This window comes from Rhodococcus sp. IEGM 1406 (genome assembly GCF_030056745.1).
GTDB lineage: Bacteria > Actinomycetota > Actinomycetes > Mycobacteriales > Mycobacteriaceae > Rhodococcus_F > Rhodococcus_F erythropolis.
The window spans coordinates 570,355-595,848 of the sequence record NZ_JASHKO010000004.1 but is presented as its reverse complement, the minus strand read 5'-3'; the positions used below and the strand labels follow the sequence as shown (position 1 = coordinate 595,848).

Here is a 25,494-nt window from a genome sequence, read left to right as displayed (position 1 = left end):
TCCCATCACGAAGAGAACGGCTTTACTCAAGCGGACACTTCTGCCAGCGGAATCTCCGGATCGGCCAGCCGCTCCGGATCGACAGGACGCGAAGAGGCGACCAATTCCTTGATGGCGTCACCGGCATCCCAGATGTTCACGTTCATGCCGGCGAGCACCTTGTTCGCGGAATCGAGCCAGAAGGCCAGGAACTCGCGCTTGTCGACGTCGCCGCGAGTGACGACACGGGAGTAGCCGCCGTGCGGCGCGTGACCCACGTATTCCATCCCGAGGTCGTACTGATCGGTGAAGAAATACGGCATGCGCACGTACTCGGCGGGCCGACCCAACATGGTGTCTGCGGCCGTCTCGGGTTGGTTGAGTGCGTTTGCCCAGTGCTCCACCCGAATTCGTGCATTCAGAATCGGATGCTGTGCGGCCGCGATGTCGCCTACTGCAACGACGTCGGGGTCGCTGCTCTGCAGACCGGCGTCGACGAGAACTCCGTTGTCGACGTCGATACCCGCCTCCGACGCCAACTCGGTGTTCGGCAACGCGCCGACAGCAATCAACACGGCGTCGGCCGGAATCACGGTGCCGTCGCTCAAAGTGACGCCGGCGGCGTGATCGCCGTCGACAGAGATTGCGCTGACGTCCGTGCCGGTGCGCAAGTCGACGCCGTTCTGGCGGTGCAGAGCGGCGAAGACCTCACCCATTTCCGGGCCCAGGGTCGATTCGAGCGGAAGGCCGGCATGTTCGAGCACGGTGACGTCGACGTCGAAACCGCGAGCCGACGCGGCAATTTCGAGACCGATCCAGCCGGCACCGATCACGACGAGTTTCTTGTCGGCGGCCAGGGTGCGCAGTAGCGCAGCGGCTTGATCGACTGTTCGCACGTAGTGAACGCCCTCGGCGTCGGACCCCGGGATGTCGAGGCGCCGCGAACGTGAGCCGGTGGCCAAGGCGAGCTTGTCGTAGCTGATCGTGGAACCGTCCGGAAGTGACACGGTGTGCGCAGCGGGGTCGATGGCCGTTGCCGTCGTTCCCGGACGAAGATCGATGTGATGGTCGCGGAACCACTCGCCGTCGTGGACGGTGAATTCGGGGAGTGTCTTCTTGCCTGCGAAGAACTCTTTCGACAGCGGCGGCCGCTCGTACGGAAGGTGGTCTTCTTCGCTCAATACGGTGATCTCACCGTCGAAATCTCTGTCACGCAGGGCTTCTGCGATCTTTGCGCCCGCGAGCCCGCCGCCGACGATCACGAATCTCCGGTTGGTGCTCATTACTGAACCACTCCTTCGTACTCGTTTCTTTTCGACACTACTGCGATCGGAAGGTGGTTCGGGGGAAAGCGCGGGAAGGATTGCGGGTTCATGATTGTTGGCAGAACGGGAGTATGTCCCCGAACTGACAGAACCTGACCGACATGAACTGATAGGGAGTTTCTTCGTGAGCGCAACCTCGAGTAAGACCACGGACACTGCTGACTTCTGGTTCGACCCGCTCTGCCCGTGGTGCTGGATCACCTCGCGCTGGATTCTCGAGGCCCAGCAGGTACGCGACATCGAGGCCAAGTTCCACGTGATGAGCCTTGCGGTTCTCAACGAGGGCCGCGACCTCCCCGACGAGTATCGCGAGATGATGACCAAGGCCTGGGGCCCGGTCCGCGTCGCTATCGCTGCAGCGCAGCTGAAGGGTGACGAGATCCTGCTGCCGCTGTACACGGCCATGGGTACGAAGATCCACAACGAGGGCAACAAGGACTTCGCCGACGTCATCAAGTCGTCGCTCGCCGAGGTCGGACTGCCGCCCGAACTGGCCGAGGCTGCCGACACCGACAAGTACGACGAGGCACTGCGTGAGAGCCACCACAAGGGCATGGACGCCGTCGGACCCGACGTCGGAACCCCGACGATCCATGTCAACGGCGTGGCGTTCTTCGGTCCCGTGCTGTCACGTATCCCGCGCGGCGAGGATGCAGGCAAGGTGTGGGACGGCGCCGTCGCGCTGGCCGGCTACCCGCACTTCTTCGAGCTCAAGCGGACCCGCAACGAGGATCCTCAGTTCGACTGAGCGGTAGTGAGCGCCGGATTTCGGTAGAGCTGACCGGGCCGGAAGAACAGATGTCCTGAGTGCGTGCGGTTGCGAAGCGCGGCCGCACGCCAGGTCAGCACCGGATGCGACGACAAGATGTTGACGAACCACGGGAAGAAACCGGATTCGAGTGTCGCGCGATCGGCGAGTTCGTCGAACCCGACCAGACCCACGAGATACTTTCCGGCGCCGAGGACACCCATGGCGCCCGGTGCGCCCTGTGGGCGCATGTGAAAACCGAAGTTGTCTGCCGTGTACTCCATGGAACGCGACAGCGAAGACCCGATCACCGGAATGTAGTTCGACGCGAACTGTCCCCACTGGCGCCAGTACGACGCATGCCCAGCAGCGATGTGGCCGACCTCGTGACCGATGATGAATGCGAGCGCATCGGGCTCGCGGGCCTGCCCACCGACCTCGAACAGGTCGCTATAGACGACGACGAAACGCCGAAATCCGTGCCCTGACGCAAATGCGTTGATCCGTCCGTTCCCCAGCACGACGTAGGCATCCGGCGGAGTTTTCATGCCGAACCGTGCCGCGGCCTCGGCAACCAGCTGATACCCCTCCGGAAATTGCGAAGGCGTCATCTTGATTCCGTTGACCTGCTGCGATCCGTACAGCTGACCTCGCGCGAGGAACAGTAGGATCGGAGCCGCGAGCACCACGAGGATCCACGTCGACAGATCACCCGCAGCGATCAGAACGATCGCCACCACATAGGTGACGACTGTCGTCAGAACGGCGAGCACGAGTAGCGGGATTTCCCACGGGTGGCGAACCGCGTCACTGCCTGGTGACACACGAACGGCGGGTGCAGCGGCCTGGCCGTTGACGGGGTACATGGGCACCACGATAGGTGCGCTCGCGCGGCGATGCGTGTTCCTGAAAGTGTGACGTCGACCCGGGTGCGCCCGGCTGGTCGGGCCTGAGAGAATTGTCGCCATGCGCGTATACCTGGGTGCCGACCATGCCGGATTCGAACGTAAGAACGAGATCATCGAACACCTGAAAGCGAACGGCCACGAGGCTATCGACTGTGGTGCTCACGAGTACGACGCCGTGGACGACTACCCGGCATTCTGCATCGAAGCCGCAAAGCGCGTCGTTGCCGACGAGGGCAGCCTGGGAATCGTCCTGGGTGGCAGTGGCAACGGTGAGCAGATCGCCGCGAACAAGGTTCCCGGCGCACGGTGCGCTCTCGCTTGGAGCGTCGAAACGGCGAAGCTGGCCCGCGAGCACAACAACGCTCAGCTGATCGGCATCGGTGGACGTATGCATTCCCTGGAGGAATCACTCGCCATCGTCGACGCTTTCCTCGCCACCGCATGGTCGGGTGAAGAGCGTCATCAGCGTCGTATCGACATCTTGTCCGAGTACGAGAAGACCGGCGTCGCACCGGCTCTGCCGCAAGCCTGATCCGAAAGTTGTTCCGTGCCTGAAGGTCATACCCTGCATCGACTGGCACGGTTGCATGCCCGCAAGTTCGTCGGTTCACCGGTCCGCGTCCTCAGCCCGCAAGGCAGATTCGCCGAGGACGCGCGTCTGGTGGACGGACACGTACTCACGTCCTCGGATGCCTGGGGGAAGCACCTCTGGCACACCTATGACAACGGATTGACAGTTCACGTACACCTCGGGCTGTACGGAAAGTTCACCGACTCCGCCCTGCCGATGGAAGAACCGGTAGGCCAGGTCCGGATGCGAATGGTCGGTGCCGATTTCGGCACCGACCTTCGTGGTCCCACCGCCTGCGAAGTCCTACTGCCGCCTCAGGTCGCCGCGATCGAGGCCAGACTCGGGCCGGACCCACTGCGCCGCGGCGCGGATCCACACCAGGCATGGGTGCGAATCTCCAAGTCCAAGAAGGCGATCGGCGCGCTGCTCATGGATCAAGCGGTCCTGGCGGGTGTCGGCAACGTCTATCGCGCCGAACTTCTCTTTCGTCACGGAATCAGCCCTGAACGACCGGGGAATCTCATCTCTCACGACGAATGGACTGCCATGTGGGCAGATCTTGTCGAATTGATGAAGGTTGGTGTCAGGCGCGGGAAGATGCACGTCGTTCGCGCCGAGCACGACAACGGTGATCCGGCGTACGCGAAGGATCGTCCGCGGACTTACGTTTACCGAAGAGCAGGATCGCCGTGCCGCGTGTGCGGCACACCGATCCTGCATTCCGTCATGGAGGCGCGAAACCTGTTCTGGTGCCCGGTGTGCCAGTCGGTTTAGAAGTCGAAGCCGCCGAAGTCTCCGCCTCCGAAATCGCCGCCTCCGAAGTCCCCGTAGTCGCTGCCTCCACCGTCTGCGGTGAAATCGGTGTTGTCGACACTTCCTTGATCCGCGCCGGAGTCACCGGCGTCCATACCCTGATCTCCCGAGTCGCCCTGATCTCCCGAGTCACCCTGGTCTCCCGAGTCGCCGGCTCCCGTATCGCCACCCTGCGCGAAAGCTTCTGCGCCGTAAGGAACCCCGGCCATGCCGGAGAACATGGTCGAGAACAGCATCATCGAACCCAGACCCCAGGCGCCGGCGACGAGGGCAGGCTTCCACCAGGGTTCGGAGTACCAGCCGGCCGGGACCGGGCGTCCGGCGACTCGGCCACCGGGGTAGTAGTTGGGTGTGTGCGACGACGGATTGGGTGATGCCGCGACCTTGCGGCCCTCGAATTCGACCTCACGGTCTTCGGTGACCGAACCCGCAGCCTTCTGTCCGTCGATGGAAGGAACTTCCGGTCCCGGATCCATGCCCATTGCCACCCGCGCCGCGCGGATGTAGTAAAGCCCTTCCAGCGCAGTCTGTTTCGCGAGACGTGCCTGCACCGGCGTTGCGGCCTGATCGATCTGCGAGCCTGCGGCGTTGTACCGTTCGGCCGCGTCGGCGAGGGCTTGGCGCGACGCGTCGTCACTGCCGGTCAGGTTGTAGACCTGACCGCCGAGGCGTTCGATCGCCTGCCTGGCATCGGCTTTCGCGTCGTCGAGTTGTGTTGCGCTGTGGCCGGAACCGCGTTGCTGGCTTTTCATGACCAGAAATACGACTACGGCCAGAACGACGAGTATGAGAAGAATCGTGGTCACGAGTGGCCTCCCGAGCAGAATCGATCCGGACAACTCCAGGATACGGACCACAGGGGAGTGGCCTGAGTGCACAAAGTCTGAACACAAAAAATCCGCACCGGCCAGGCCGATGCGGATTTTTGTGGAGTTTCCCTCCTCATGGAGGGGATGACGGGAATCGAACCCGCGTGATCAGTTTGGAAGACTGAGGCTCTACCATTGAGCTACATCCCCGTGCATACGACAACTCGGGATCGCCGTGTTCGTCGTCTGCGATACGAAACTGTACCCAATGCCCCACCGGATTTCATAATCGGGGGGTTGGAGAAGTTCGATACCGTCGTTCACCTGGGGAATTGCCGAAATGCCCGGCGAGTCGGGGTGTCTTGCCTTGCGGCCCGGCTTCTGATTCCGGCTGTCATCACGTTTCGTTCAGCCAAGGCTGTATGTGGCGGCGGTCGGATGACATACTGACGGGGTCGGACAGGCGGGCCGTGTACAAACGACGGTCGGGTTCGTGAGAGAGTAGTGAGCGCGATAGGGTTGTGCGCGGTCACCGATGGTGGCTGCCTTTGTGGCCCGCTGTCTTTGTGGCCTCGGATGGCCGTATCGTGTGTTTCATGTGATCGGAAACGGGATGTAGCGCAGCTTGGTAGCGCATCCGCTTTGGGAGCGGAGGGTCGCAGGTTCAAATCCTGTCATCCCGACAAGTACGTACATGGCACTTCACCTCCAGTAAGTCCGGGAGTGAAGTGCCGCGCCAGACAGCAGTACCGATTCAACACAAGTTGTGAGCAAGACCAGACGAAGGAGCGAAGTTTCGTGAAGAGCACCGTCGAGCAGCTCAGCCCGACGCGAGTCCGTATCAACGTTGAGGTGCCCTTCGCGGAACTCAAGTCTGATTTCGACAAGGCCTACAAGGCCCTCGCGCAGCAGATTCGTCTCCCCGGCTTCCGTCCCGGCAAGGCTCCGGCTCGCCTCCTCGAAGCACGTGTCGGTCGCGGCGCTGTGCTCGAGCAGGTCGTCAACGACGCTCTGCCGTCGCGTTACTCCGAGGCTGTCACCAGCGCCGGCGTGAAGGCCATCGGCCAGCCCGAGATCGAGGTCACCAAGATCGAAGACGGCGAGCTCCTCGAGTTCACCGCCGAGGTCGACGTGCGCCCCGAGATCGAGCTCCCTGACTTCAGCTCCATCAACGTCGAGGTCGATCCGATCGAGATCACCGACGAAGCCATCGAAGAGCAGTTGCTTTCGCTGCGTCAGCGTTTCGGCACCCTCACCGGCGTCGACCGCGCAGTCGAGGACGGCGACTTCGTCTCCATCGACCTGTCGGCCACCGTCGACGGCGAGAACGTTGCCGAGGCAACCGCTAGCGGACTGTCGCACGAGGTCGGATCGGGCCAGCTCATCGAGGGCCTCGACGAAGCCATCATCGGCCTCAAGGCGGGGGAGTCCAAGGACTTCACGTCGACGCTGGTCGCCGGCGAGTACGCGGGCAAGGAAGCTGTTGTCACCGTGACCGTGCAGACGGTCAAGGAGCGCGAGCTTCCGGCTGAGGACGACGAGTTCGCTCAGCTCGCCAGCGAGTTCGACACCCTGGAAGAACTGAAGGCTGACCTCCGCGAGCGCGTCGCACGCGTCCGCAAGGTCGAGCAGGCCGGTCAGATCCGCGACAAGGTTCTCGAGCAGCTGCTCGAGACCGTCGAGGTTCCGTTGCCGGAAGCCGTCGTCAAGGCTGAGGTCGATGCTGCACTGCACGACGCCGTTCACGGTCTCGATCACGACGAAGAGGCACTGAACAAGCTCCTCGAAGAGCAGGGCAGCAGCCGCGAAGAGTTCGACAAGGATGCCCAGGAAGCCGCTGAGCGCTCCGTCAAGACGCAGCTCTTGCTCGACTCGATCGCCGATGCGGGCAACGTCACCGTCGGTCAGGACGAGCTCACCGAGCGCATCCTGTTCCAGGCGCAGCGTTACGGCATGGCTCCTGAGCAGTTCATCCAGCAGATCCAGCAGGCCAACCAGCTCGGCGCCGTCTTCGCAGACGTCCGTCGTGGCAAGGCTCTCGCGTCCGTCGTCGAGTCGGCCGGTGTCAAGGACACCTCCGGCGCCGTTGTCGACACCGCTGAACTGTTCGGCAGCAGCGAGGACGAAACCGAAGCGGATGCGTCTGATTCCGCCGAGAGCGAAGACAAGTAAAAACGCAGGCGGACGGGTGTTTTCACCACGATCGACTGCACTGAGTTTTCCGCTTTGAGCGAAGTAGGGCGGCACCGGGACTCCGGTGCCGCCCTACTTCGTTACTGTCTGTGTCAGTAGAAGTGTTTCGCATAGACGATCCACCGCACAAGTAGATCCACATAGAAGGCAGGTACCGTGACTTCCAATCACCTGGAGACTTTGCAGAGTCCCGCCATGACTTCAGCGACCGCTGGGTTGAACCTCAGCGACTCGGTGTACGAGCGCTTGCTGCGAGAGCGCATCATTTTCCTCGGTACCCAGGTCGACGACGACATCGCCAACAAGCTGTGCGCGCAGATCCTGCTGCTCTCGGCCGAGGACCCGACGCGAGACATCTCGCTCTACATCAACTCGCCCGGTGGATCTGTCACCGCAGGTATGGCGATCTTCGACACGATGCAGTTCGCCGAGTGCGACATCGCCACCTTCGGTATGGGCCTTGCGGCGTCGATGGGTCAGTTCCTGCTCTCGGCAGGCACCAAGGGCAAGCGTTACGCACTGCCTCACGCCCGCATCATGATGCACCAGCCGTCCGCCGGTATCGGTGGTTCTGCCAGTGACATCGCGATCATGGCCGAGCAGTTCAAGCACACCAAGCGCGAAATGGCCGAGCTGATCGCTCAGCACACCGGCCAGACGGTCGAGCAGATCACCGCGGACTCCGACCGTGACCGTTGGTTCACGGCGAAGGAAGCTCTCGAGTACGGCTTCGTCGACCACGTCGTCTCCCGTGCGAATCAGGCCGGCGGCACCGGCAACTGAGCCGGTTCGTCCATCCTTTCGCTGCCCAATTCATACTTTGGAGAACTGATGACCAATCTTTTCGGAGCTAACTCGCTGGGCGGCCAGGCGCCGTCGGGCCCCCAATCGCGTTACATCCTGCCCCAGTTCACGGAGCAGACCAGCTACGGCGTCAAGACGTCCGACCCGTACAACAAGCTGTTCGAGGAGCGCATCATCTTCCTCGGCTCGCAGGTCGACGACGTCTCCGCCAACGACCTCATGGCACAGTTGCTGGTTCTCGAATCGCAGGATCCGGACCGCGACATCACCATGTACATCAACTCGCCCGGTGGTTCGTTCACCGCGCTGATGGCGATCTACGACACGATGCAGTACGTCCGTGCCGACATCTCCACCGTCTGCCTCGGTCAGGCTGCTTCGGCAGCTGCTGTGCTTCTCGCCGGTGGTACGCCGGGCAAGCGCTTCGCGCTCCCCAACTCGCGCATTCTGATTCACCAGCCGGCCACGGGCGGCATCCAGGGTCAGGTTTCCGATCTGGAGATCCAGGCTGCGGAAATCGAGCGTATGCGTCGACTCATGGAGAGCACGCTGTCGCTGCACACTGGCAAGGATCCGGAGACCATCCGCGTCGACACCGATCGCGACAAGATCCTCACGGCCGAGCAGGCCAAGGAGTACGGCATCATCGACGACGTGCTGGCTTACCGGAAGCTCAGCGCACAGAAGTAGTCGATTTCCGCCTCGTGTCGAGGATCTGTATTCCGATTCCCGACACGAGGCGGACACGTCGAGAAGTGCCTGGTGGAGCGCTCGCCAGGCTGAGATCTCGACTCTTTTCTTTTTTATCCGCAGGCGAAACGCCGAGAACAGGTCGACCCCGTTCGGGATCTGCGGGTACCGTCACTTCACGGGCTGGTTCTCGACCGGCGTTCTGCGATTGTTCGACCAGATTTGTTCGATCGGTTTGTTGATCAGTTTGTCTGATCCGACAACTTCTGATCTGACAACTTCTGATCTGATACCGAGTACTGCGGAGCGTCTCGACCGATCGAGTGGCGGCGAGTGCACGTACATGATGGAAAGTAGGGACCTCACGAGATGGCACGCATCGGCGACGGCGGGGATCTGCTCAAGTGCTCTTTCTGCGGTAAGAGTCAGAAGCAGGTCAAAAAGCTCATTGCAGGACCCGGGGTGTACATCTGCGACGAGTGCATCGACCTCTGCAACGAGATCATCGAAGAGGAATTGGCCGAGTCGAGCGAGGTCAAGCTCGACGAGCTTCCCAAGCCTGCGGAGATCCGAGAATTCCTCGAGAACTACGTCATCGGTCAGGATTCCGCCAAGCGGACGCTGGCCGTGGCCGTCTACAACCACTACAAGCGCATTCAGGCCGGAGACAAGGGCCGTGATGCGCGGGGTGAGACGGTTGAGCTCGCAAAATCCAACATCTTGATGCTCGGCCCCACCGGCTGTGGCAAGACGTACCTCGCTCAGACTCTCGCGAAGATGCTCAACGTCCCGTTCGCCATCGCCGATGCGACGGCGTTGACCGAGGCCGGCTACGTCGGTGAGGACGTCGAGAACATTCTGCTCAAGCTGATTCAGGCTGCCGACTACGACGTCAAGCGCGCCGAGACCGGAATCATCTACATCGACGAGGTCGACAAGATCGCTCGCAAGAGCGAGAACCCGTCGATCACGCGTGACGTCTCCGGCGAAGGTGTTCAGCAGGCGTTGCTGAAGATCCTCGAAGGTACGCAGGCGAGCGTCCCGCCGCAGGGTGGTCGCAAGCATCCGCACCAGGAATTCATTCAGATCGACACCACGAACGTGCTGTTCATCGTCGCGGGCGCTTTCGCTGGTCTCGAGCGGATCGTCTCCGATCGTGTCGGCAAGCGCGGTATCGGTTTCGGCGCCGAGGTTCGGTCGAAGGCCGAACTGGATACGGTCGATCGTTTCGCCGAGGTCATGCCGGAGGATTTGATCAAGTTCGGTCTGATTCCCGAGTTCATCGGCCGTTTGCCGATGATCGCGTCGGTGACCAACCTCGACAAGGAATCGCTCGTTCAGATCTTGTCGGAGCCCAAGAACGCTCTCGTCAAGCAGTACCGTCGTCTCTTCGACATGGACGGCGTCGAACTCGAGTTCACCGAAGAAGCGCTCGACGCTATTGCCGATCAGGCGATCTTGCGTGGAACCGGCGCTCGTGGCCTGCGCGCCATCATGGAAGAGGTTCTTCTTCCGGTGATGTACGACATCCCCAGCCGTGACGACGTCGAAAAGGTGGTCGTCACCGCGGAGACCGTCAACGACAACGTACTTCCGACCATCGTTCCGCGTAAGCCGGAGCGTGGCGAGCGTCGCGACAAGACGGCGTAGAAACTTCAAAACGACTGTGGCCCGGTATCTCTCGCGAGATGCCGGGCCACAGTCGTTCGTGCAACACAGTCGTTCGTGCAGGGCGTCTGGGGGGTGTTCGGCTAGATCGGGTTGCCGAGTTCCTTGAGGGGAGTGCGGAACGTCTCCTTGGCGGTGAACGCGGAGATCGCGCAGATGACGCAGGCCACCGATGTCAGAATGGCAACGGGCATCCAGTGTGTCTTGTCCCCGCCCATGAGGGCGTTGCCGATGGCGGGCGCAAAGCCTGCGAGGGCGAAGCCGACCTGGGTGCCGATCGCGATGCCGGAGTAGCGGACCTTGGTGTTGAACATTTCGGAGTAGAACGACGGCCAGATGGCATTCGGGGCAGCGTAGAAGACGGACATCAATCCGATTGCGGCCAGGAAGATCAGCGGGACGTTGCCGCTGGCGATTGCGCCGAAGTACACGTAGATGAACACCGCGCTACCGAGGGCGCCACCGATGAACAGCGGTCTGCGACCGATTCGGTCGGAGAGAATCGCCCAGGCGGGCTGGCTGAGCAAGGCCACGGCGTTGGCTGCGATAGCCACCCAGAGCATGGTCGACTTCGGGATCCCCACTTCCTCGGTGGTCGCGAAGGCGAGTCCGAAGACGGAGAAGATGGTCGAGACGACGGCGATGAAAGCGCAGCAGATCACGCGAATCAGATTTGCGCTGTGGGTGCGAAGGAGATCGGCAACAGGCAATTTGGCGACGGCCTTCGACTCCTGCTGCTCGGTGAACTCTTCCGGCTCTTCGAGCTTGAGACGCATGATGTATGCAGCCACGAGAACGATCAGGCTGCCCCAGAACGGGATTCGCCAGCCCCACGTGTAGAGGATGTCGTCGGGGAGTGCGGCGATGGGCAGGAAGACGAGGCTGGCGAGGATGAAGCCGGCCTGGGTGCCGTTGAGGGTCCAGCTGCAGAAGAATGCCCGTCGACCTTCGGGAGCATGTTCGAGAGTCAGTGAGCTGGCGCCACTCTGTTCGCCAGCGGCGGAGATGCCCTGAGCGATTCTCATCAGGACCAGCAGTATCGGTGCAAGAACTCCGATCGAATCCGCGCTGGGAATACATCCGATGAGGAATGTTGCTGCGCCCATCATGATGAGCGTGAGCAGCATGATCTTCTTGCGGCCGACGCGGTCACCGAAATGGCCGAGGACTACAGCGCCGAGGGGACGCGCGACGTACGCGACACCGAAGGTGGCCAGCGAAAGCAGTGCCGCATGTCCGCTGTCCGGGAAGAACACGGTGGGGAAGATGAGTGCAGCGGCGGATGCGTAGATGTAGAAGTCGTAGTACTCGAGCATGCTGCCGAGAAACGACGACGTTGCGGCGCGCTTGACCTTGGTCGTGTCCGGCCTGGCCAAGGATCCCGCCTCGGGGCCGGACGGTGTAACCGTGCTAGCTGACATGCTCATCTCCTGGGTGGAAGCGTCGTGGAGGCTCTACATCCGCCGATGGTGTTCGTCGAGGGTGTTCGTATCGAGAACGCCTGTGCGGAGAGCGATACAAGGAATGTAACCGACGCCACAGCGACTACACAAGATTATTAACCAAATAGTTCATAAAAATCTACCGGCGGACTCTTCGCACGTCGAAACCGCAGTTCAGGCGGTCAGGAGCCTGGCTGCGCGGCGGCCGCCACCAACTGCGCCACCTGTTCCTCGGTGATGCCGAGGCCGAAGGTGGCGAGTTTCCCGAGCGGCATCGAGCCTGCGAGTGCCATCATCTCGGGGCTGACCGCCTGTGCGCCGTCGCCCGCTGCGGCAGCCATGGCGGCGCCGAGAACTGCGCTGCCGACGGGATGGGCGAGCCATTCGCCGATGGTCGACATGGCGTCGAGCGTGCCGACGCCGACGTTCCCGGCCAGGGTGATCGTGTCGGTGGTTGCGATGTCCCGAGACGAGAAGCCGACGCGGATCTCGTAGTCGCCAGGTTCGATCGCCCAGTCCTGCGCCGCGACGGACCAATAGGCGAATGCCCTGGTGTCGAGCGTGATGGTCACAGTCGCGGATTCGTCGGGGTCGAGGTGGACCTTGGCAAAGCCCTTCAATTCCTGCGCGGGTCGATCGATGCTTGCCGAGGCGTCGTGGACGTAGACCTGAACGACGGTGCTGCCCGATCGGTCGCCGCTGTTGCGCACGGTGACGGTCACTTCGGCGGAGTTCTCACCGGCCTCGACGGAGGTATCGGTGATGTCGAAGGTGGTGTAGCTCAGCCCGAACCCGAACGGGTACGCCACTTCGCGCAGCGCGGAGTCGTAGTAGCGGTATCCCACGTACAGGCCTTCGCCGTAGCGGACGTGCTGCTGTGATCCCGGGAAATGCAGATACGACGGATTGTCTTGGAGGCGAAGCGGAATGGTCTCCGTGAGGCGGCCGGACGGATTCGTGATGCCGAACAGAAGATCGGCAATCGCCGAGCCGCCCGCCTGGCCGAGTAGCCAGCCCTCGAGGATTGCGGCGGCATGATCCTTCCAAGGCTCGTTCGAAACCACACCGCCGTTGGCGAGCACGACGACCGTGTTCGGGTTCGCGCCGTGGACCGCTTCCAGCAGGGCGATCTGGTCAGCCGGCAGTTCGATGTCGGTTCGGTCGAATCCTTCGGATTCTGTGGCGGACGGTAGTCCGAGGAACAGCACGGCGACGTCAGCGCGGCGCGCAGTGTCGACAGCCTCGGTGACCATGTCGTCGTCCGGAGTGCCGTCGAAGGTGAAGCCCGGTGCGAAAGTGACGCGGTCGGCGCCTTCGAGGTCGAGGATCGCGTCCAAGGCATTGTCGAGCTTGGTTGGAACCACCTGTGAACTGCCGGCCCCCTGGTACCGCGGGCTGCACGCGAATTCGCCGATCACCGCGACAGTTTGTCCGCCGGGGGTCAGCGGCAGTAGTTCTCCGTCGTTGGCCAGCAAGACAGCGGACTCCGCTGCAGCGGTCCGTGCCAGTTCGTGGTGACGCTCGACGTCGTACGTGTGGCCTTCGGTGCGCGCGGCGGCGGTGCGTTTCACCAGCGTCGACAGTCGTTCGGCTGCAGTGGTGAGCACGGATTCGTCCAGGTCGCCGCCGCGCACGGCGTCGACGATCTGGGTATCGGTTCCGGTCGGCGGCATTTCCAGGTCGAGGCCCGCGGCGAGTGCCGCCACGCGGTCGTTGACCGCTCCCCAGTCCGAAACGACGAGGCCGTCGAAGCCCCACTGTTCGCGGAGTACCTCGGTGAGCAGCCAATGGTTCTGGCTCGAGTACACACCGTTGATCTTGTTGTACGAGCACATGACCGTCGTCGGGGCCGCGGTCTTGACGGCGTATTCGAAGCCGGCCAGATAGATCTCGCGCAGCGTCCGTTCGTCGACGTCGGCACTGACTCTCATCCGGTCGTGTTCTTGGTTGTTGGCAGCGAAGTGCTTGAGCGAGGTTCCGACGCCGCGAGACTGGATGCCGGTGATCAGCGCTGCCGCGACGCGGCCGGAGAGGAATGGGTCCTCGGAGACGTATTCGAAATTCCTGCCACACAAGGGTGATCGTTTGATGTTGATGCCTGGGCCGAGGAGGACCGAGACCTGTTCGGCTTTGGCTTCGTCGCCCAGAGCCTCACCGACCTGGCGGATGAGGTCGAGGTTCCACGACGAGCCCAACCCGACCGCCGGTGGGAAACATGTCGCTGGAATGCTGTGGCCGAGTCCGAGTGCGTCGCCGCCCTCGGGTTGTTTCCGGACTCCGTGCGGACCGTCGGTCAGGAGTATCGATTCGATTCCGGCAACGGACTGGCTGTGCCAGAAATCCGAGCCGGACGTCAACGACGCCTTCTCCTCGAGTGAAAGCCCGTCTACGTAATTCTCGGTCACGTCATTCCTCCCGGTGGCAGCTGTGAGTTCCACTCACCACCGTAGGGGGATTTTTCGGACTTCGGGGTAGGTCAGGACGGCGCCTTCGAGGTCAGGAACGCAACAACCATGTCGCCGAGCATTGTTCGAAGATGCTCACGATGCGTCGAGTCGGTCAGATCGCGGTCGAAGAGCGCTTTGAAGGTGTACCGATTGGCGATACGAAAGACGCAGTAACTGCTGATCACCATGTGAATGTCGAGAGCATCGACGTCGGAGCGGAATGCCCCAGACTGCTGCCCGTCGTGCAGGATCTGCGAGACCAGGTCGGCGGCAGGGGCGCCGAGGCCGCTGAGTAACTCGGATTTCTCGATGTGCTCGCCGCGGAGCATGTTCTCGTTGGCCACGAGTCGAATGAAATTCGGGTGCTGTTCGTGGTGGTCGAAGGTGAGTTCGGCCAAAGCGCGGACTGCTGCCGTGGGGTTCAATCCCTCGAGGTCGAGTTCACGTTCCTGCGCACGAATGACGCTGTACGCATGCTCGAGTACCGACTTGTACAGCCCTTCCTTGTCGGTGAAGTAGTAGTAGATCATGCGCTTGGTGGTATGCGTCTTGGTTGCGATCTCGTCGACTCGGGCGCCGGCGAAGCCTTTGTCGGCAAACTCCTCGGTGGCGACGGCGATGATGTTCACCCTGGTCAGATCGCTGTTTCGGCGTCGTTTCTCCGGCTTCGACACCACGGAGTTCACTGACTGCTCGGAAACCATGTGCTCACTCTATCTGCCAGCAGTTTGTCGACTTTGCTTGTCGAGTTCGCGTCGGGGGAGTAACGTCCAGTGAACTAACTCACTAGTTCGTACATTAGTTTCGAGCGTCAACCCCAAGGTGCCCCTGATGACTCCATCTCTACCGGTTCTGGTCCTCAACGGACCCAACTTGAATTTGTTGGGCCAGCGCCAACCGGAGTTCTACGGGAGAGACACCCTGGACGACGTCGTTTCCCGCTGTGAAGCGGCGGCCGAGAAGTTCGGAGTGGTGGTCGAGGCAAAGCAGTCGAACCACGAGGGCCAACTGATCGATTGGGTCCACGAGGCCAGGGGAAATGTCGCGGGCATCGTCATCAATCCCGGTGGGTACTCGCACACCTCCGTTGCGTTGCGCGACGCTCTGGTCACACTCGATGCCCCCGTCGTGGAGGTGCACATCAGCAACATCCACAGTCGCGAAGATTTCCGTCACCACTCGTATGTCTCCGGCATCGCCGACGCCGTCATCTGTGGATTGGGAATCGACGGATACAGCGCCGCAGTGGAATTCGTCTGCATCCGAGAAGGGAAGAACTGATGAGTGATTCGATCCTCTGCGGTCTGATCGGCACCGGAATCGGAGCCTCCTTGACTCCGATCATGCACGAGGAAGAAGGGCGCAGACAGGGCCTGCCTTACGTCTACCGCATCCTCGATCTCGACGTGATGGGAATGGCGCCGTCGGACATCGGTGAACTTCTCACCTATGCAAGACGTTTCGGCTTCCGCGGCCTCAACATCACTCACCCGTGCAAGCAGTTGGTGATCGAACACCTCGACGAGCTCTCGCCGGATGCGAGCAGGCTCGGAGCGGTGAACACGGTCCTCTTCGACTCCGGCAAGGCGATCGGACACAACACTGATTGGTCGGGCTTCGGCCGCAACTTCGACGACGGACTTCCCGGAGCACAGCTCGATCGCGTCGTGCAGCTCGGTGCCGGCGGAGCCGGTGCGGCGGTTGCCTATGCAGCGCTCACCCGCGGTGTCGGGACACTGACGTTGGTCGATTCGAGCCTGCCTCGCGCGGAGGAACTTGCACAAACCTTCGCGCAGCAGTTTCCGGCGCAGGTTGTCGAGGCGCGGCACACGAACGACCTCGCCGAAGTGCTCGGCAACGCAAACGGATTGATCCACGCGACGCCGATGGGAATGGCGGCTCATCCCGGAATGGCATTCTCGCCAGATCTGCTCCGTCCAGATCTGTGGGTAGCGGAAATCGTCTACCGCCCGCTCGAGACCGAGCTGTTGCGTCAAGCGAGGTTGATCGGAGCCCCGACGCTCAGCGGAGGCGGAATGACTGTCTTTCAGGCCGTCGACGCGTTCCGGATCTTCACGGGCATCGAGCCCGACAGTAAGCGGATGCTCGCGCACATGACGGAACTCGTGCACGGCGAACAGACTGCGGCAGCGCTGTGAGTGCCCCGGTCCGGACGTCGATCGCGACGGTATCGCTCAGTGGCACTCTCGAGGAGAAGCTCGACGCCATCGCTGCTGCCGGCTTCGACGGCTTCGAGGTGTTCGAGCCGGATTTTGTCGCTTCGCCGTGGTCCCCGAAGGAATTACGAACGCGGGCTGCGGATCTGGGCTTGACCCTCGATCTGTATCAGCCGTTCCGTGACTTCGACACGGTGGACGAGGCCCAATTTGCTCGGAATCTTGTTCGAGTGCAACGCAAATTCGAGCTGATGGATCAACTGGGGTGCGAGACGCTCCTGGTGTGCTCCTCGCCCCTGCCGACCGCAAGTCACGATGACCGTCAGTTGACAGAGCAATTCGGAGCTCTCGCCGAACTGGCGTCCGAGCACGGCAAGAAGGTTGCCTACGAGGCGCTCGCGTGGGGTGCCCACGTCAATACGTACGGCCATGCGTGGCAGATCGTCGAGGGCGTCGACCATCCTTCGCTCGGTACCTGTCTGGACAGCTTTCACATCCTCTCGCGCGGTGACGATCCCGCCGGAATTCGCGAGATTCCCGGCGAGAAGATCTTCTTCCTCCAGTTGGCGGACGCTCCGTTCTTGGCGATGGACATCCTCCAGTGGAGCCGGCATCACCGAAACTTCCCGGGGCAGGGCAGCTTCGATCTCAGTGCGTTCGCTCAGCATGTCTACGCCACCGGTTACGACGGACCGTGGTCGCTCGAGATCTTCAACGACGTATTCCGCCGCGCGGACACCCAGCGGACGGCAATCGACGCTCATCGGTCGCTCCTCCATCTGGAAGAACAGGTCGCCGCCGCGAACCCTGCCGCCGGTGGACCCACGCTGTTCACCGCCCCGGAGCGCACCCCGCTCGAAGGGATCGTGTCTCTGCGAATCGCTGCGGGTCCGGCTAAACAGGACCAGGTGCACTCGATGCTCTCTCGCGTCGGTTTCCATCTGGTCGGACGGCACCACGATCACGACTTGCAGTTGTGGCGGCACGGACCGCTCACCGTTGCCGTCGACGCGACAGCGGGCACGGTGTGGACGGCGCCCGGGCTGCCCGCGGATCTGCCGGTTCTCACTCAGATCGGCATCAGGGCAACCGAACCCGAAGTGTGGGGAGAGCGCGCTCTGGCTCTCGAAGTACCGGCGACGCGCGTGCAGTTGCCCGGTTCGAGCGACGAGAACTCCGAGGTACCGGACGTCGTACGCTTGAAGGTCACCGATGCGACATCGATCGACCTTCGTGGCCCCGGCAGCGCTGCAGCGTGGGAATCGGCATTCGAGATCTACCCGCTGCCCGCCGAGCGCAATCGTGAACAGGGCGCAGTGTTCACCGGGATCGACCACGTGGCACTGGCAGTTCCGGCCGAGAGTTGGGACGGCATCATGCTGCTCCTGCGGTCCGTGTTCGAGATGCAACCGCACGAGGGGCAGGACGTCACCGATTCGGTCGGACTCATGCGGAGCCAGGCACTCACGCTCGTTCAGGACGGTGACGGACATACCCTGCGGATCTCACTGAACATGGTGGAGGGCAGTCGAAGCGGGCTGCCGACGGTCCGTCGCGGCGGCGTCAGCCACGTCGCTTTCGCGTGTGAGAACATCTTCGGTGCCGCTGCGTCCATGCAGGACTGGGGCTTTGCTCCGCTACCCATTTCCCCGAACTACTACGACGATCTGGACGCACGTTTCGGTCTGAATTCAGAACTGCTCGACCGGATGCGCAGCGCCGGAATCCTTTACGACGCTGACGCCCGCGGTGAGTTCTTCCACCTGTTCACCCCGACGGTCGGGGGAGACCTGTTCTTCGAGGTCGTGCAGCGAGTGGGTGGATACGAGGGCTACGGGGAGGTCAACTCCGCTGTGCGACTGTCGGCTCAGTTGCGCGCGAATCAGACGTGACCCCGACTCGGTGCGGGTGCGAGTAGATATTCATCGAATCGCCGCGGATGAAACCGGCGAGGGTCAACCCCGATTCCTGTGCCAGCTCCACGGCCAATGACGACGGCGCGGAGACTGCGCCCAGAATCGGAATGCCCGCCATGACGGCCTTCTGGACGAGTTCGAACGACGCCCGCCCACTGACGATCAGGATCGTGTCGTAGAGCGGCACTCGGCCGTCGGTGATTGCCCAACCGATCACCTTGTCGACTGCGTTGTGCCGGCCGACGTCCTCGCGCAGCGCCAGGAGTTCGCCGGTGGCGGTGAACAATCCGGCTGCGTGCAGGCCTCCGGTGCGCTCGAAGATCCGTTGGCTCTCCCGAAGCGTGACCGGCATGGCAGACAGGACGGTGGAGGTGACGGAAGTCGTGTCACCGACCAGGGGATGCCGCGTGGTGGTTCGGACGGCATCGAGTGACGTCTTGCCGCACACGCCGCACGCTGAACTGACGACGGTGTTGCGATCGGTGGTGTGATCGGGCAACGGCACTCCGGGAGCGAGCGCGATGTCGAGGACGTTGTAGGTGTTCGCGCCGGTTTCGTCGACGCCGTCGCAGTACCGGACGACGCTCACGTCGTCGCGGGTACCGATGACGCCTTCGCTGAGAAGGAATCCGTGGACGAGGTCGACGTCGTTGCCTGGTGTTCGCATCGTCACGGCCAGCACCTGACCGCCAACCCTCATTTCGAGTGGTTCTTCGACGGCCAGCGTGTCGGGGCGCGTGACGACCCGATCACCCGAGATTCGAACGACCGGTGTTCGTGCGGTGACCCGTCCCATCTCAGGCGCCTGATGCTTCGAGTCGAACAGTGACGGCCTTCGAGACCGGCGTGTTCGACTTGGCTGCAACGTGTTCGAGGGGAACGAGCGGATTTGTCTCGGGGTAGTACGCCGCCGCATTGCCGCGGGGGGTGTCGTAGGAGACGATGCGGAATTCCGTGACCCGACGCTCTTCGAGTGTTCCGTCTGGTGTTGTCCACTCGGACACGATGTCGACGAGATCGCCGTCGCGGAATCCGAGTGCAGTGATGTCTTCGGCATTGACGAGGATGACCTTGCGTCCGCCCTTGATACCGCGGTATCTGTCGTCGAGGCCGTAGATCGTGGTGTTGTACTGGTCGTGGCTGCGCATGGTCTGCAGTATCAGGCGCCCGCTCGGGGTGGGTATCCAGTGAAGTTCGTTCACGCCGAAGTTGGCTTTGCCGGTGTGCGTGCGGAACTCACGCGAGTCACGCGGTGGGTGTGGGAGCTGGAATCCATCCGGCTGGCGAACCCGGGTGTTGTAGTTTTCGCATCCGGGCACCACTCGTGAGATGGAGTCGCGAATCAGGTCGTAGTTGCCCTCGAAGGCCGACCAGCGGACGGAGTGATCGCTGCCGAGTAGTTCGCGGGCGAGTTGGCAGATGATGGCGACTTCGCTACGTAGGTAGGGGCTGACCGGCGTGAGGCGTCCGCGCGACAGGTGCACCATGGACATCGAATCTTCCACGGAGACAAGCTGCTTTCCGCCGGCCTGGACGTCGAGGTCCGTGCGTCCGAGGGTGGGGAGGATGATTGCGGTCTGCCCGTGAACGACGTGGCTTCGGTTCAGTTTGGTGGAAACCTGAACGGTGAGTTCGCATTGGCGCAGCGCGGTTTCGGTGGCTGCGGTGTCCGGGCTGGCCTGGATGAAGTTGCCGCCCATCGCCATGAAGAAGCTTGCCTTGCCGGCATTCATCGCGCGGATCGCGTCCACGGTGTCCCACCCGTGCTTGCGAGGGCTCGAGATCGAGAACTCGGTGTCGAGCGCGGACAGGAACTCTTCCGGCATCTTCTCCCAGATGCCCATCGTGCGGTCACCCTGGACATTGGAGTGTCCTCGCACCGGACAGACCCCGGCACCGGGTTTGCCCATCATTCCACGCATGAGCAGCAGGTTGACCGCTTCTTCGATGGTGGCGACTCCGTGTGTGTGCTGAGTGATGCCCATGGCCCAGCAGGTGACGGTTCGCTCGGATCGGGCAAGCGCGGCAGCCGTTTCCTCGAGCTGCGCCATCGACAGGCCCGTCGCCTCGAGTACCGTGTCGAGATCGACCGCGCGGATGTGCTTCTCGTATTCGTCCCAACCGGCGCAGTAGCGGTCGACGAATGCGCGATCGACCACGGTGCCGGGAGCGCGATCTTCCTGCTCGAGCAGCAGCTTCCCCAGACCTTGGAACAGCGCCATGTCGCCGCCCAGCCGGATCTGCAGGAACTCGTCCGCGATGTCGACTCCGTGCCCGATCACGCCGGAGACTTTCTGCGGATCCTTGAACCGTCGCAATCCCGCCTCGGGGAGGGGATTAATGGCAATGATCTTGGCGCCGTTGCCCTTTGCCTTCTCGAGTGTCGAGAGCATTCGAGGGTGGTTGGTGCCGGGATTCTGTCCGGCGATGAGGATGAGATCGGCGTTCTCGAGGTCGGGAACCGTCACCGAGCCTTTGCCGATGCCGATGGATTCGGTCAGTGCGCTTCCGGACGACTCGTGACACATGTTGGAACAGTCGGGCATGTTGTTGGTGCCGTAGCTACGAATCATCAACTGGTAGAGAAACGCTGCTTCGTTGGACGTGCGACCGGAGGTGTAGAACACTGCTTCGTCCGGCGACGCGAGGCCGTTCAGATGTTCGGCGATCAGTGCGTACGCGCCGTCCCAGTCGATCGGCTGGTAATGGGTTGCTCCCGGGGTCAGGACCATCGGGTGCGTCAGTCGGCCCTGTTGGCCGAGCCAGTAATCGGTCTTGCCTTCGAGGTCGGTGATCGAGTGCTCCGCGAAGAATTCGGGTGTGACGGTGCGAAGCGTTGCTTCCTCGGCAACGGCCTTCGCTCCGTTCTCGCAGAACTCGGCGGGCTTGCGATGTCCGGGAGTCTCCGGCCACGCACACCCCGGGCAGTCGAAGCCGTGACGCTGGTTGAGCCTGGTGAGCGTTCGGGCGGTCCGCAGGGCTCCCATCTGCTCGATTCCTCGTTGCAGCGACACCAGAACGGCCGGCACTCCGGCGGCGTAGTCCTTGGGGTGCGTGACTTCGAGATCCGATTCGTCGATGTCTTTCGAGGGGCCCTGGCGCGTCATGTCTCCATACTGGCCCGAACGGCGCGGTACTGCCATCGAATGGGCCGGTCGAACTCACCGGAATGCGACATTCATCGGCTAGCCTTACCTACCGAACGAGCGGACTTAAGGGGTAAGAGCATGGATCGAACGGACGCAGGTCGGCTGACCCGGCGCGGATTTCTGATCGGCACGTCGGGAGCGTTGCTGGCATTCGCCGCAGCCTGTTCCAGTTCGAACGACGAGGACACGCCCCCCAGCGGCGACTCTGCGGGATCGATCACCCACAAATTTGGGGCTACCGAGCTGCCCGAGGATCCGCAGCGGATCGTCAGTGTCGGATACAACGATCAAGATGCGATCCTCGCCCTCGGTGGGACTTTGGTCGGAACCTTCGACTGGTACGGCGATTACCCCTACGGTGTGTGGCCATGGGCGCAGCCGTTGTTGAACGGGGCGACTCCCGAGATCATCGGAACCGCGGGCACCACCATTCAGATGGAGAAGGTCGCTGCCACGACACCCGACCTGATTGTCGGCACCTACTCCGGGCTCACTCAGGCGCAGTACGACAAACTCAGTGCCATAGCGCCGACGGTGGCGCAGCCGAAGGAGTTCGCGGATTACGGAATCCCCTGGCAGAACCAGACGATCATCATCGGCGAAGCGCTGAGGCAGCAAGGAAAGGCCACCGAGCTGATCGCCGGCGTCGACAAGAAGTTCGCCGACGTGAAGACGGCCAATCCGGCGTTTGCCGGCAAGACCGTTCTGGTCGGCGCGTTGAAGGGGCCGGGGCAATTCGGGGTCTACGGACCGGAAGACCCCAAGGTGAGGTTCTTCACTGAACTCGGATTCGTGAATCCGCCTGTCACCGATCAGATCACGGGTAACTTCGCCGAGATCAGCACCGAGCAACTCTCGCTTGCGGACGTCGACGTACTCGTCTGGTACGCCGGTGGTGGCTACGGCGACAAGCTTCGGGCGGAATTGGACAAGACCCCGATCTACCAGGAACTCGAAGTCGTGAAGGACGGCCGCGCGATCATTCTGGAAGACGCTGCTGCCGAAGCCATGACGTGGAGCACCGTACTGAGCTTGCCGTATGCGCTCGAACAGATTCCGCCGCGGATTGCGGGCTTGCTCGTCTGATCGGTTCAAGGACAGCGCTGTTCAAAGTCCAGGGATTCGGACAGTCGGCGGTACTCTCGCCTCATGGGTGTACACGTGCGGCCGGCTGTCCGATCCGATATTCCGGCGCTGTCGGCGGTGTTGGCCGAGGCGTTCGAAGATGATCCTTTGATGGCCTGGATGTTGCCGGACGAGGACTCCAGGGCTGAGCGCCTGACGAAACTGTTTGCCGCAGAAGCTCGTTACCACCACTTCGCCGGTGGCGGTGTCGAGGTGGCCACCGATGACAACGGCGTGATCGGCGGGGCAACTCTGTGGGATCCGCCGGGGCGGTGGAAGCAGTCGTGGATTTCCGGGCTCGTGAGCCTGCCCGCAATGGTGCGTGTCTTCGGCAGGGGGCTACGACACGCGGCCGAGGTCAGCTCCGTTCTCGAAGGAGCACATCCGAATTCGCCGCACTGGTATCTCGCGACGGTCGGGACCGGCAGCGCGGCGCGCGGTGGGGGATACGGCAAAGCCCTACTGAACTCCCGGTTGGAGCGTTGCGATCGTGAACACGTCGACGCTTACCTCGAGAGCAGCAAGGAATCGAACATCCCGTACTACAACCGCTTCGGTTTCGAAGTGATCCGTGACATCGTCATGCCAGGCGGCGGGCCGACGATCTACGCAATGATGCGTCAACCGCGGGGCGCGTGATACCAACTAGTGGTGACCCAGATTCCCGAGCTCCACGCAGGCACACCGTTCGACGAACTCGACGACTACATCGCTCTGGCCAGGTTGTCCGGCCTGGTGTTGTCACCCGACGGCTCGCTGCTGATCTGCGCGCGCGCCGTTCTCGACGACAAGAGCGCCGAATACGTGTCCTCGTTGTGGGAGATCGACCCGGAAGGTCGGCGTCCTGCACGTCGGTTGACCTGGGGCTCGACCAGCGAGTCGGGTGCTGCCTTCGCGTTCGACGGCGACGTGCTCTTCACCGCCACGCGAGCCGTGCCGGGCGAGAGCGATCCGCAACCCGCACTCTGGCGCTTGCCCGCGGCGGGCGGAGAAGCTCAGCTGTTGATCTCACGTCCCGGTGGTGTCTCGTCGGTATCAGCGGCCAAGGCGGCGCCGACGTTCGTGGCCCAGACTTCGGTCATGGCTTCGGCGATCAGCCTCGACCAGGACGATCAGGTGCGATCGGCGCGCAAGGACAAGAAGGTCACGGCGATGCTGCACACTGGTTATCCGGTGCGGCACTGGGACCACGACCTGGGCCCCGATCATCCGCATCTGGTTGTCGCCGAAACGGATTCGAAGGAATCCGTCGAGTTGCGGGACATCACACCGACTGCAGGCGCGGCGCTGCGGGAGACGTCGACCACGATTTCCGACGACGGTCTCTTCGTCGTGACCACGTGGGCTGTCGGCGCGGCTAGTGCCGCCCGCCGATCGACGTTGGTTCGGATCGACACGGTGACCGGCGACCGAACCACCCTTGTCGACGAGGCCGACGCGGACGTCTACAACCCGGTGCTCTCGCCGGACGGAACCAAGCTCGCGTTCATCCGGGAGACTCTCACCACGCCGGAGTCCGCACCGCGAATGACTCTGCAGCTCTACGACTTCGGATCCGGTGCCGTGACCGGCGTGGCCGACGGCTGGGATCGCTGGCCTACCTCACTTGCCTGGCTACCCGACGGATCCGGGCTGGTGGTCACCGCTGACGACGGCGGCCGAGGGCCGATCTTCACCATCGACCTGTGGGGTCAGCCGGTGCGCCTGACAGCCGACGACGCGGCGTACACCGATGTTCGAGTGGCGCCGGACGGCGAGTCGATCTACGCGTTGCGAGCCTCGTACGAAGCGCCGCCGCACGTGGTGCGGGTGGATCTGGGATCCGGTGAGATCACTGCACTTCGTGGACCCGACGCATTGCCGGAGCTGCCGGGAACACTGACCGAGATCACCGCTCGCGCCGAGGACGGTTCGACAGTCCGGAGTTGGTTGGCACTGCCGACCGGCGCCGCACCGCACGCGCCGGTGCCGTTGCTCCTCTGGGTCCACGGCGGCCCACTCGGTTCGTGGAACACCTGGTCCTGGCGGTGGAACCCGTGGCTGCTCGTCGCCAAGGGCTATGCCGTACTGCTGCCCGATCCCGCACTCTCGACCGGATACGGGCAGGATTTCGTCCAGCGCGGGTGGGGTCAGTGGGGCAAGGCGCCCTTCACCGATCTGATGGCGATCACCGATGCTGCCGTCGCGCAGCCCGAGATCGACCCCAAGCGAACCGGCGCGATGGGTGGTTCGTTCGGCGGTTACATGGCCAACTGGATCGCCGGCCATACCAACCGTTTCGACGCGATCGTCACCCACGCAAGCCTCTGGGCACTCGATCAATTCGGCCCGACGACGGACGCGGCCTGGTACTGGCAACGCGAGATGTCGCCGGAGATGGCCGTCGAGAACTCGCCACACCTGTACGTCGCGGACATCACGACTCCGATGCTGGTCATCCATGGCGACAAGGACTACCGGGTTCCGATCGGTGAGGGCTTGCGACTCTGGTACGAACTGCTCGCAGAGTCAGGTCTGCCCGCCGACGACGACGGGAAAACGGACCATCGCTTCCTGTACTTCCCCGACGAGAATCACTGGGTGCTCAAGCCGCAGCACACCAAGATCTGGTACGAGGTGGTCACCGCGTTCCTCTCCGAGCACGTTCTCGGCGAAGATGTCGCGCTGCCGGAGATTCTGGGCTGAACGCGCGCATGCCTCGTTCGGCTGAAGCAGCCGAACGAGGCATGA

At 62.6% G+C, this 25,494-nt stretch carries 21 protein-coding genes and 2 tRNA genes; 14 read left to right on the top strand and 9 right to left on the bottom strand.

Going from position 1 to position 25,494, the window contains the following annotated elements:
- Nucleotides 1-26: 26 nt before the first annotated feature.
- Nucleotides 27-1,262: an NAD(P)/FAD-dependent oxidoreductase gene (locus tag QM596_RS21575; protein WP_020908238.1), complete on the bottom strand. Its 1,236-nt coding sequence runs from the start codon at nucleotides 1,260-1,262 to the stop codon at nucleotides 27-29.
- Nucleotides 1,263-1,428: 166 nt separating this feature from the next.
- On the opposite strand from QM596_RS21575, the gene QM596_RS21570 reads away from it, so the two are divergent.
- The gene (locus tag QM596_RS21570) at nucleotides 1,429-2,052 is read left to right on the top strand and encodes a DsbA family oxidoreductase (RefSeq protein ID WP_003944541.1); all 624 of its coding nucleotides are present in this window, start codon (nucleotides 1,429-1,431) and stop codon (nucleotides 2,050-2,052) included.
- Here QM596_RS21570 and QM596_RS21565 read toward each other — a convergent pair.
- Nucleotides 2,040-2,918 (bottom strand): M48 family metallopeptidase, encoded by an 879-nt coding sequence (locus QM596_RS21565; protein ID WP_021333424.1) that lies wholly within the window; start codon nucleotides 2,916-2,918, stop codon nucleotides 2,040-2,042. The two genes, QM596_RS21570 and QM596_RS21565, sit on opposite strands and share 13 nt — an antisense overlap.
- 100 nt (nucleotides 2,919-3,018) lie before the next feature.
- Between QM596_RS21565 and QM596_RS21560 the strand changes: the two genes are divergently transcribed.
- Nucleotides 3,019-3,492, top strand: coding sequence for a ribose-5-phosphate isomerase (locus QM596_RS21560; protein WP_003944571.1), 474 nt, complete (start codon nucleotides 3,019-3,021; stop codon nucleotides 3,490-3,492).
- Between the two features lie 15 nt (nucleotides 3,493-3,507).
- On the top strand, nucleotides 3,508-4,305 hold the full coding sequence (locus tag QM596_RS21555; RefSeq protein ID WP_020908236.1) for an Fpg/Nei family DNA glycosylase: 798 nt from the start codon (nucleotides 3,508-3,510) through the stop codon (nucleotides 4,303-4,305).
- On the opposite strand, the gene QM596_RS21550 is transcribed toward QM596_RS21555, so the two are convergent.
- A complete protein-coding gene (locus QM596_RS21550) occupies nucleotides 4,302-5,096 on the bottom strand; it encodes a hypothetical protein (RefSeq protein ID WP_050768698.1) in 795 nt (264 codons plus the stop codon). The two genes, QM596_RS21555 and QM596_RS21550, sit on opposite strands and share 4 nt — an antisense overlap.
- A gap of 193 nt (nucleotides 5,097-5,289) precedes the next feature.
- Nucleotides 5,290-5,363: transfer RNA gene (locus QM596_RS21545), tRNA-Gly, on the bottom strand.
- A gap of 399 nt (nucleotides 5,364-5,762) precedes the next feature.
- Between QM596_RS21545 and QM596_RS21540 the strand changes: the two genes are divergently transcribed.
- The 5 genes from QM596_RS21540 to clpX all read left to right on the top strand — a co-directional run bounded on the left by QM596_RS21540 (nucleotide 5,763) and on the right by clpX (nucleotide 10,490).
- Nucleotides 5,763-5,836: transfer RNA gene (locus QM596_RS21540), tRNA-Pro, on the top strand.
- Between the two features lie 115 nt (nucleotides 5,837-5,951).
- Entirely contained in the window at nucleotides 5,952-7,325 is a 1,374-nt protein-coding gene (tig, locus tag QM596_RS21535) for a trigger factor (protein WP_019749086.1), read from the top strand.
- 216 nt (nucleotides 7,326-7,541) lie between these two features.
- Complete coding sequence (locus QM596_RS21530) at nucleotides 7,542-8,129, top strand: ATP-dependent Clp protease proteolytic subunit (RefSeq protein WP_007730960.1); 588 nt, start codon at nucleotides 7,542-7,544, stop codon at nucleotides 8,127-8,129.
- A gap of 48 nt (nucleotides 8,130-8,177) precedes the next feature.
- Nucleotides 8,178-8,840, top strand: a complete 663-nt coding sequence (locus QM596_RS21525) for an ATP-dependent Clp protease proteolytic subunit (RefSeq protein WP_003944539.1) — start codon at nucleotides 8,178-8,180, stop codon at nucleotides 8,838-8,840.
- 369 nt (nucleotides 8,841-9,209) lie between these two features.
- Nucleotides 9,210-10,490 (top strand): ATP-dependent Clp protease ATP-binding subunit ClpX, encoded by a 1,281-nt coding sequence (clpX, locus tag QM596_RS21520; protein WP_003944582.1) that lies wholly within the window; start codon nucleotides 9,210-9,212, stop codon nucleotides 10,488-10,490.
- Between the two features lie 101 nt (nucleotides 10,491-10,591).
- On the opposite strand, the gene QM596_RS21515 is transcribed toward clpX, so the two are convergent.
- The 3 genes from QM596_RS21515 to QM596_RS21505 form a co-directional block, all read right to left on the bottom strand.
- Nucleotides 10,592-11,929, bottom strand: coding sequence for an MFS transporter (locus QM596_RS21515; protein WP_020970000.1), 1,338 nt, complete (start codon nucleotides 11,927-11,929; stop codon nucleotides 10,592-10,594).
- A 203-nt stretch (nucleotides 11,930-12,132) separates the two neighbouring features.
- Nucleotides 12,133-14,355 carry a glycoside hydrolase family 3 C-terminal domain-containing protein gene (locus tag QM596_RS21510; RefSeq protein ID WP_283309902.1) on the bottom strand — a complete coding sequence of 741 codons (2,223 nt, stop codon included), beginning with the start codon at nucleotides 14,353-14,355 and terminating at the stop codon, nucleotides 12,133-12,135.
- Between the two features lie 71 nt (nucleotides 14,356-14,426).
- Nucleotides 14,427-15,101 carry a TetR/AcrR family transcriptional regulator gene (locus QM596_RS21505; protein ID WP_269577847.1) on the bottom strand — a complete coding sequence of 225 codons (675 nt, stop codon included), beginning with the start codon at nucleotides 15,099-15,101 and terminating at the stop codon, nucleotides 14,427-14,429.
- 127 nt (nucleotides 15,102-15,228) lie between these two features.
- Here QM596_RS21505 and aroQ point away from each other — a divergent pair, with 127 nt between their 5' ends.
- From aroQ to QM596_RS21490, 3 genes are read left to right on the top strand one after another with little or no spacing between them, the layout of a single operon-like run.
- Nucleotides 15,229-15,678 carry a type II 3-dehydroquinate dehydratase gene (gene aroQ, locus QM596_RS21500; RefSeq protein WP_029255676.1) on the top strand — a complete coding sequence of 150 codons (450 nt, stop codon included), beginning with the start codon at nucleotides 15,229-15,231 and terminating at the stop codon, nucleotides 15,676-15,678.
- On the top strand, nucleotides 15,678-16,556 hold the full coding sequence (locus QM596_RS21495) for a shikimate dehydrogenase (protein WP_113683745.1): 879 nt from the start codon (nucleotides 15,678-15,680) through the stop codon (nucleotides 16,554-16,556). The genes aroQ and QM596_RS21495 overlap by 1 nt, the downstream gene beginning before the upstream one ends.
- Nucleotides 16,553-18,466, top strand: coding sequence for a sugar phosphate isomerase/epimerase and 4-hydroxyphenylpyruvate domain-containing protein (locus tag QM596_RS21490; protein WP_283309900.1), 1,914 nt, complete (start codon nucleotides 16,553-16,555; stop codon nucleotides 18,464-18,466). Before QM596_RS21495 ends, QM596_RS21490 begins: the two co-directional genes overlap by 4 nt.
- Here QM596_RS21490 and fdhD read toward each other — a convergent pair.
- Together fdhD and QM596_RS21480 are read right to left on the bottom strand one after the other, a co-directional pair.
- A complete protein-coding gene (fdhD, locus tag QM596_RS21485; protein WP_283309899.1) occupies nucleotides 18,417-19,286 on the bottom strand; it encodes a formate dehydrogenase accessory sulfurtransferase FdhD in 870 nt (289 codons plus the stop codon). The two genes, QM596_RS21490 and fdhD, sit on opposite strands and share 50 nt — an antisense overlap.
- 1 nt (nucleotide 19,287) lies before the next feature.
- Nucleotides 19,288-21,597, bottom strand: a complete 2,310-nt coding sequence (locus QM596_RS21480; protein WP_024487627.1) for an FdhF/YdeP family oxidoreductase — start codon at nucleotides 21,595-21,597, stop codon at nucleotides 19,288-19,290.
- Nucleotides 21,598-21,717: 120 nt separating this feature from the next.
- On the opposite strand from QM596_RS21480, the gene QM596_RS21475 reads away from it, so the two are divergent.
- From QM596_RS21475 to QM596_RS21465, 3 genes are all read left to right on the top strand, one after another.
- A complete protein-coding gene (locus QM596_RS21475; protein ID WP_283309898.1) occupies nucleotides 21,718-22,725 on the top strand; it encodes an iron-siderophore ABC transporter substrate-binding protein in 1,008 nt (335 codons plus the stop codon).
- A 63-nt stretch (nucleotides 22,726-22,788) separates the two neighbouring features.
- A complete protein-coding gene (locus QM596_RS21470) occupies nucleotides 22,789-23,403 on the top strand; it encodes a GNAT family N-acetyltransferase (protein ID WP_024487628.1) in 615 nt (204 codons plus the stop codon).
- Nucleotides 23,404-23,415: 12 nt separating this feature from the next.
- The gene (locus QM596_RS21465) at nucleotides 23,416-25,449 is read left to right on the top strand and encodes a S9 family peptidase (RefSeq protein WP_024487629.1); all 2,034 of its coding nucleotides are present in this window, start codon (nucleotides 23,416-23,418) and stop codon (nucleotides 25,447-25,449) included.
- Nucleotides 25,450-25,494: the final 45 nt, after the last annotated feature.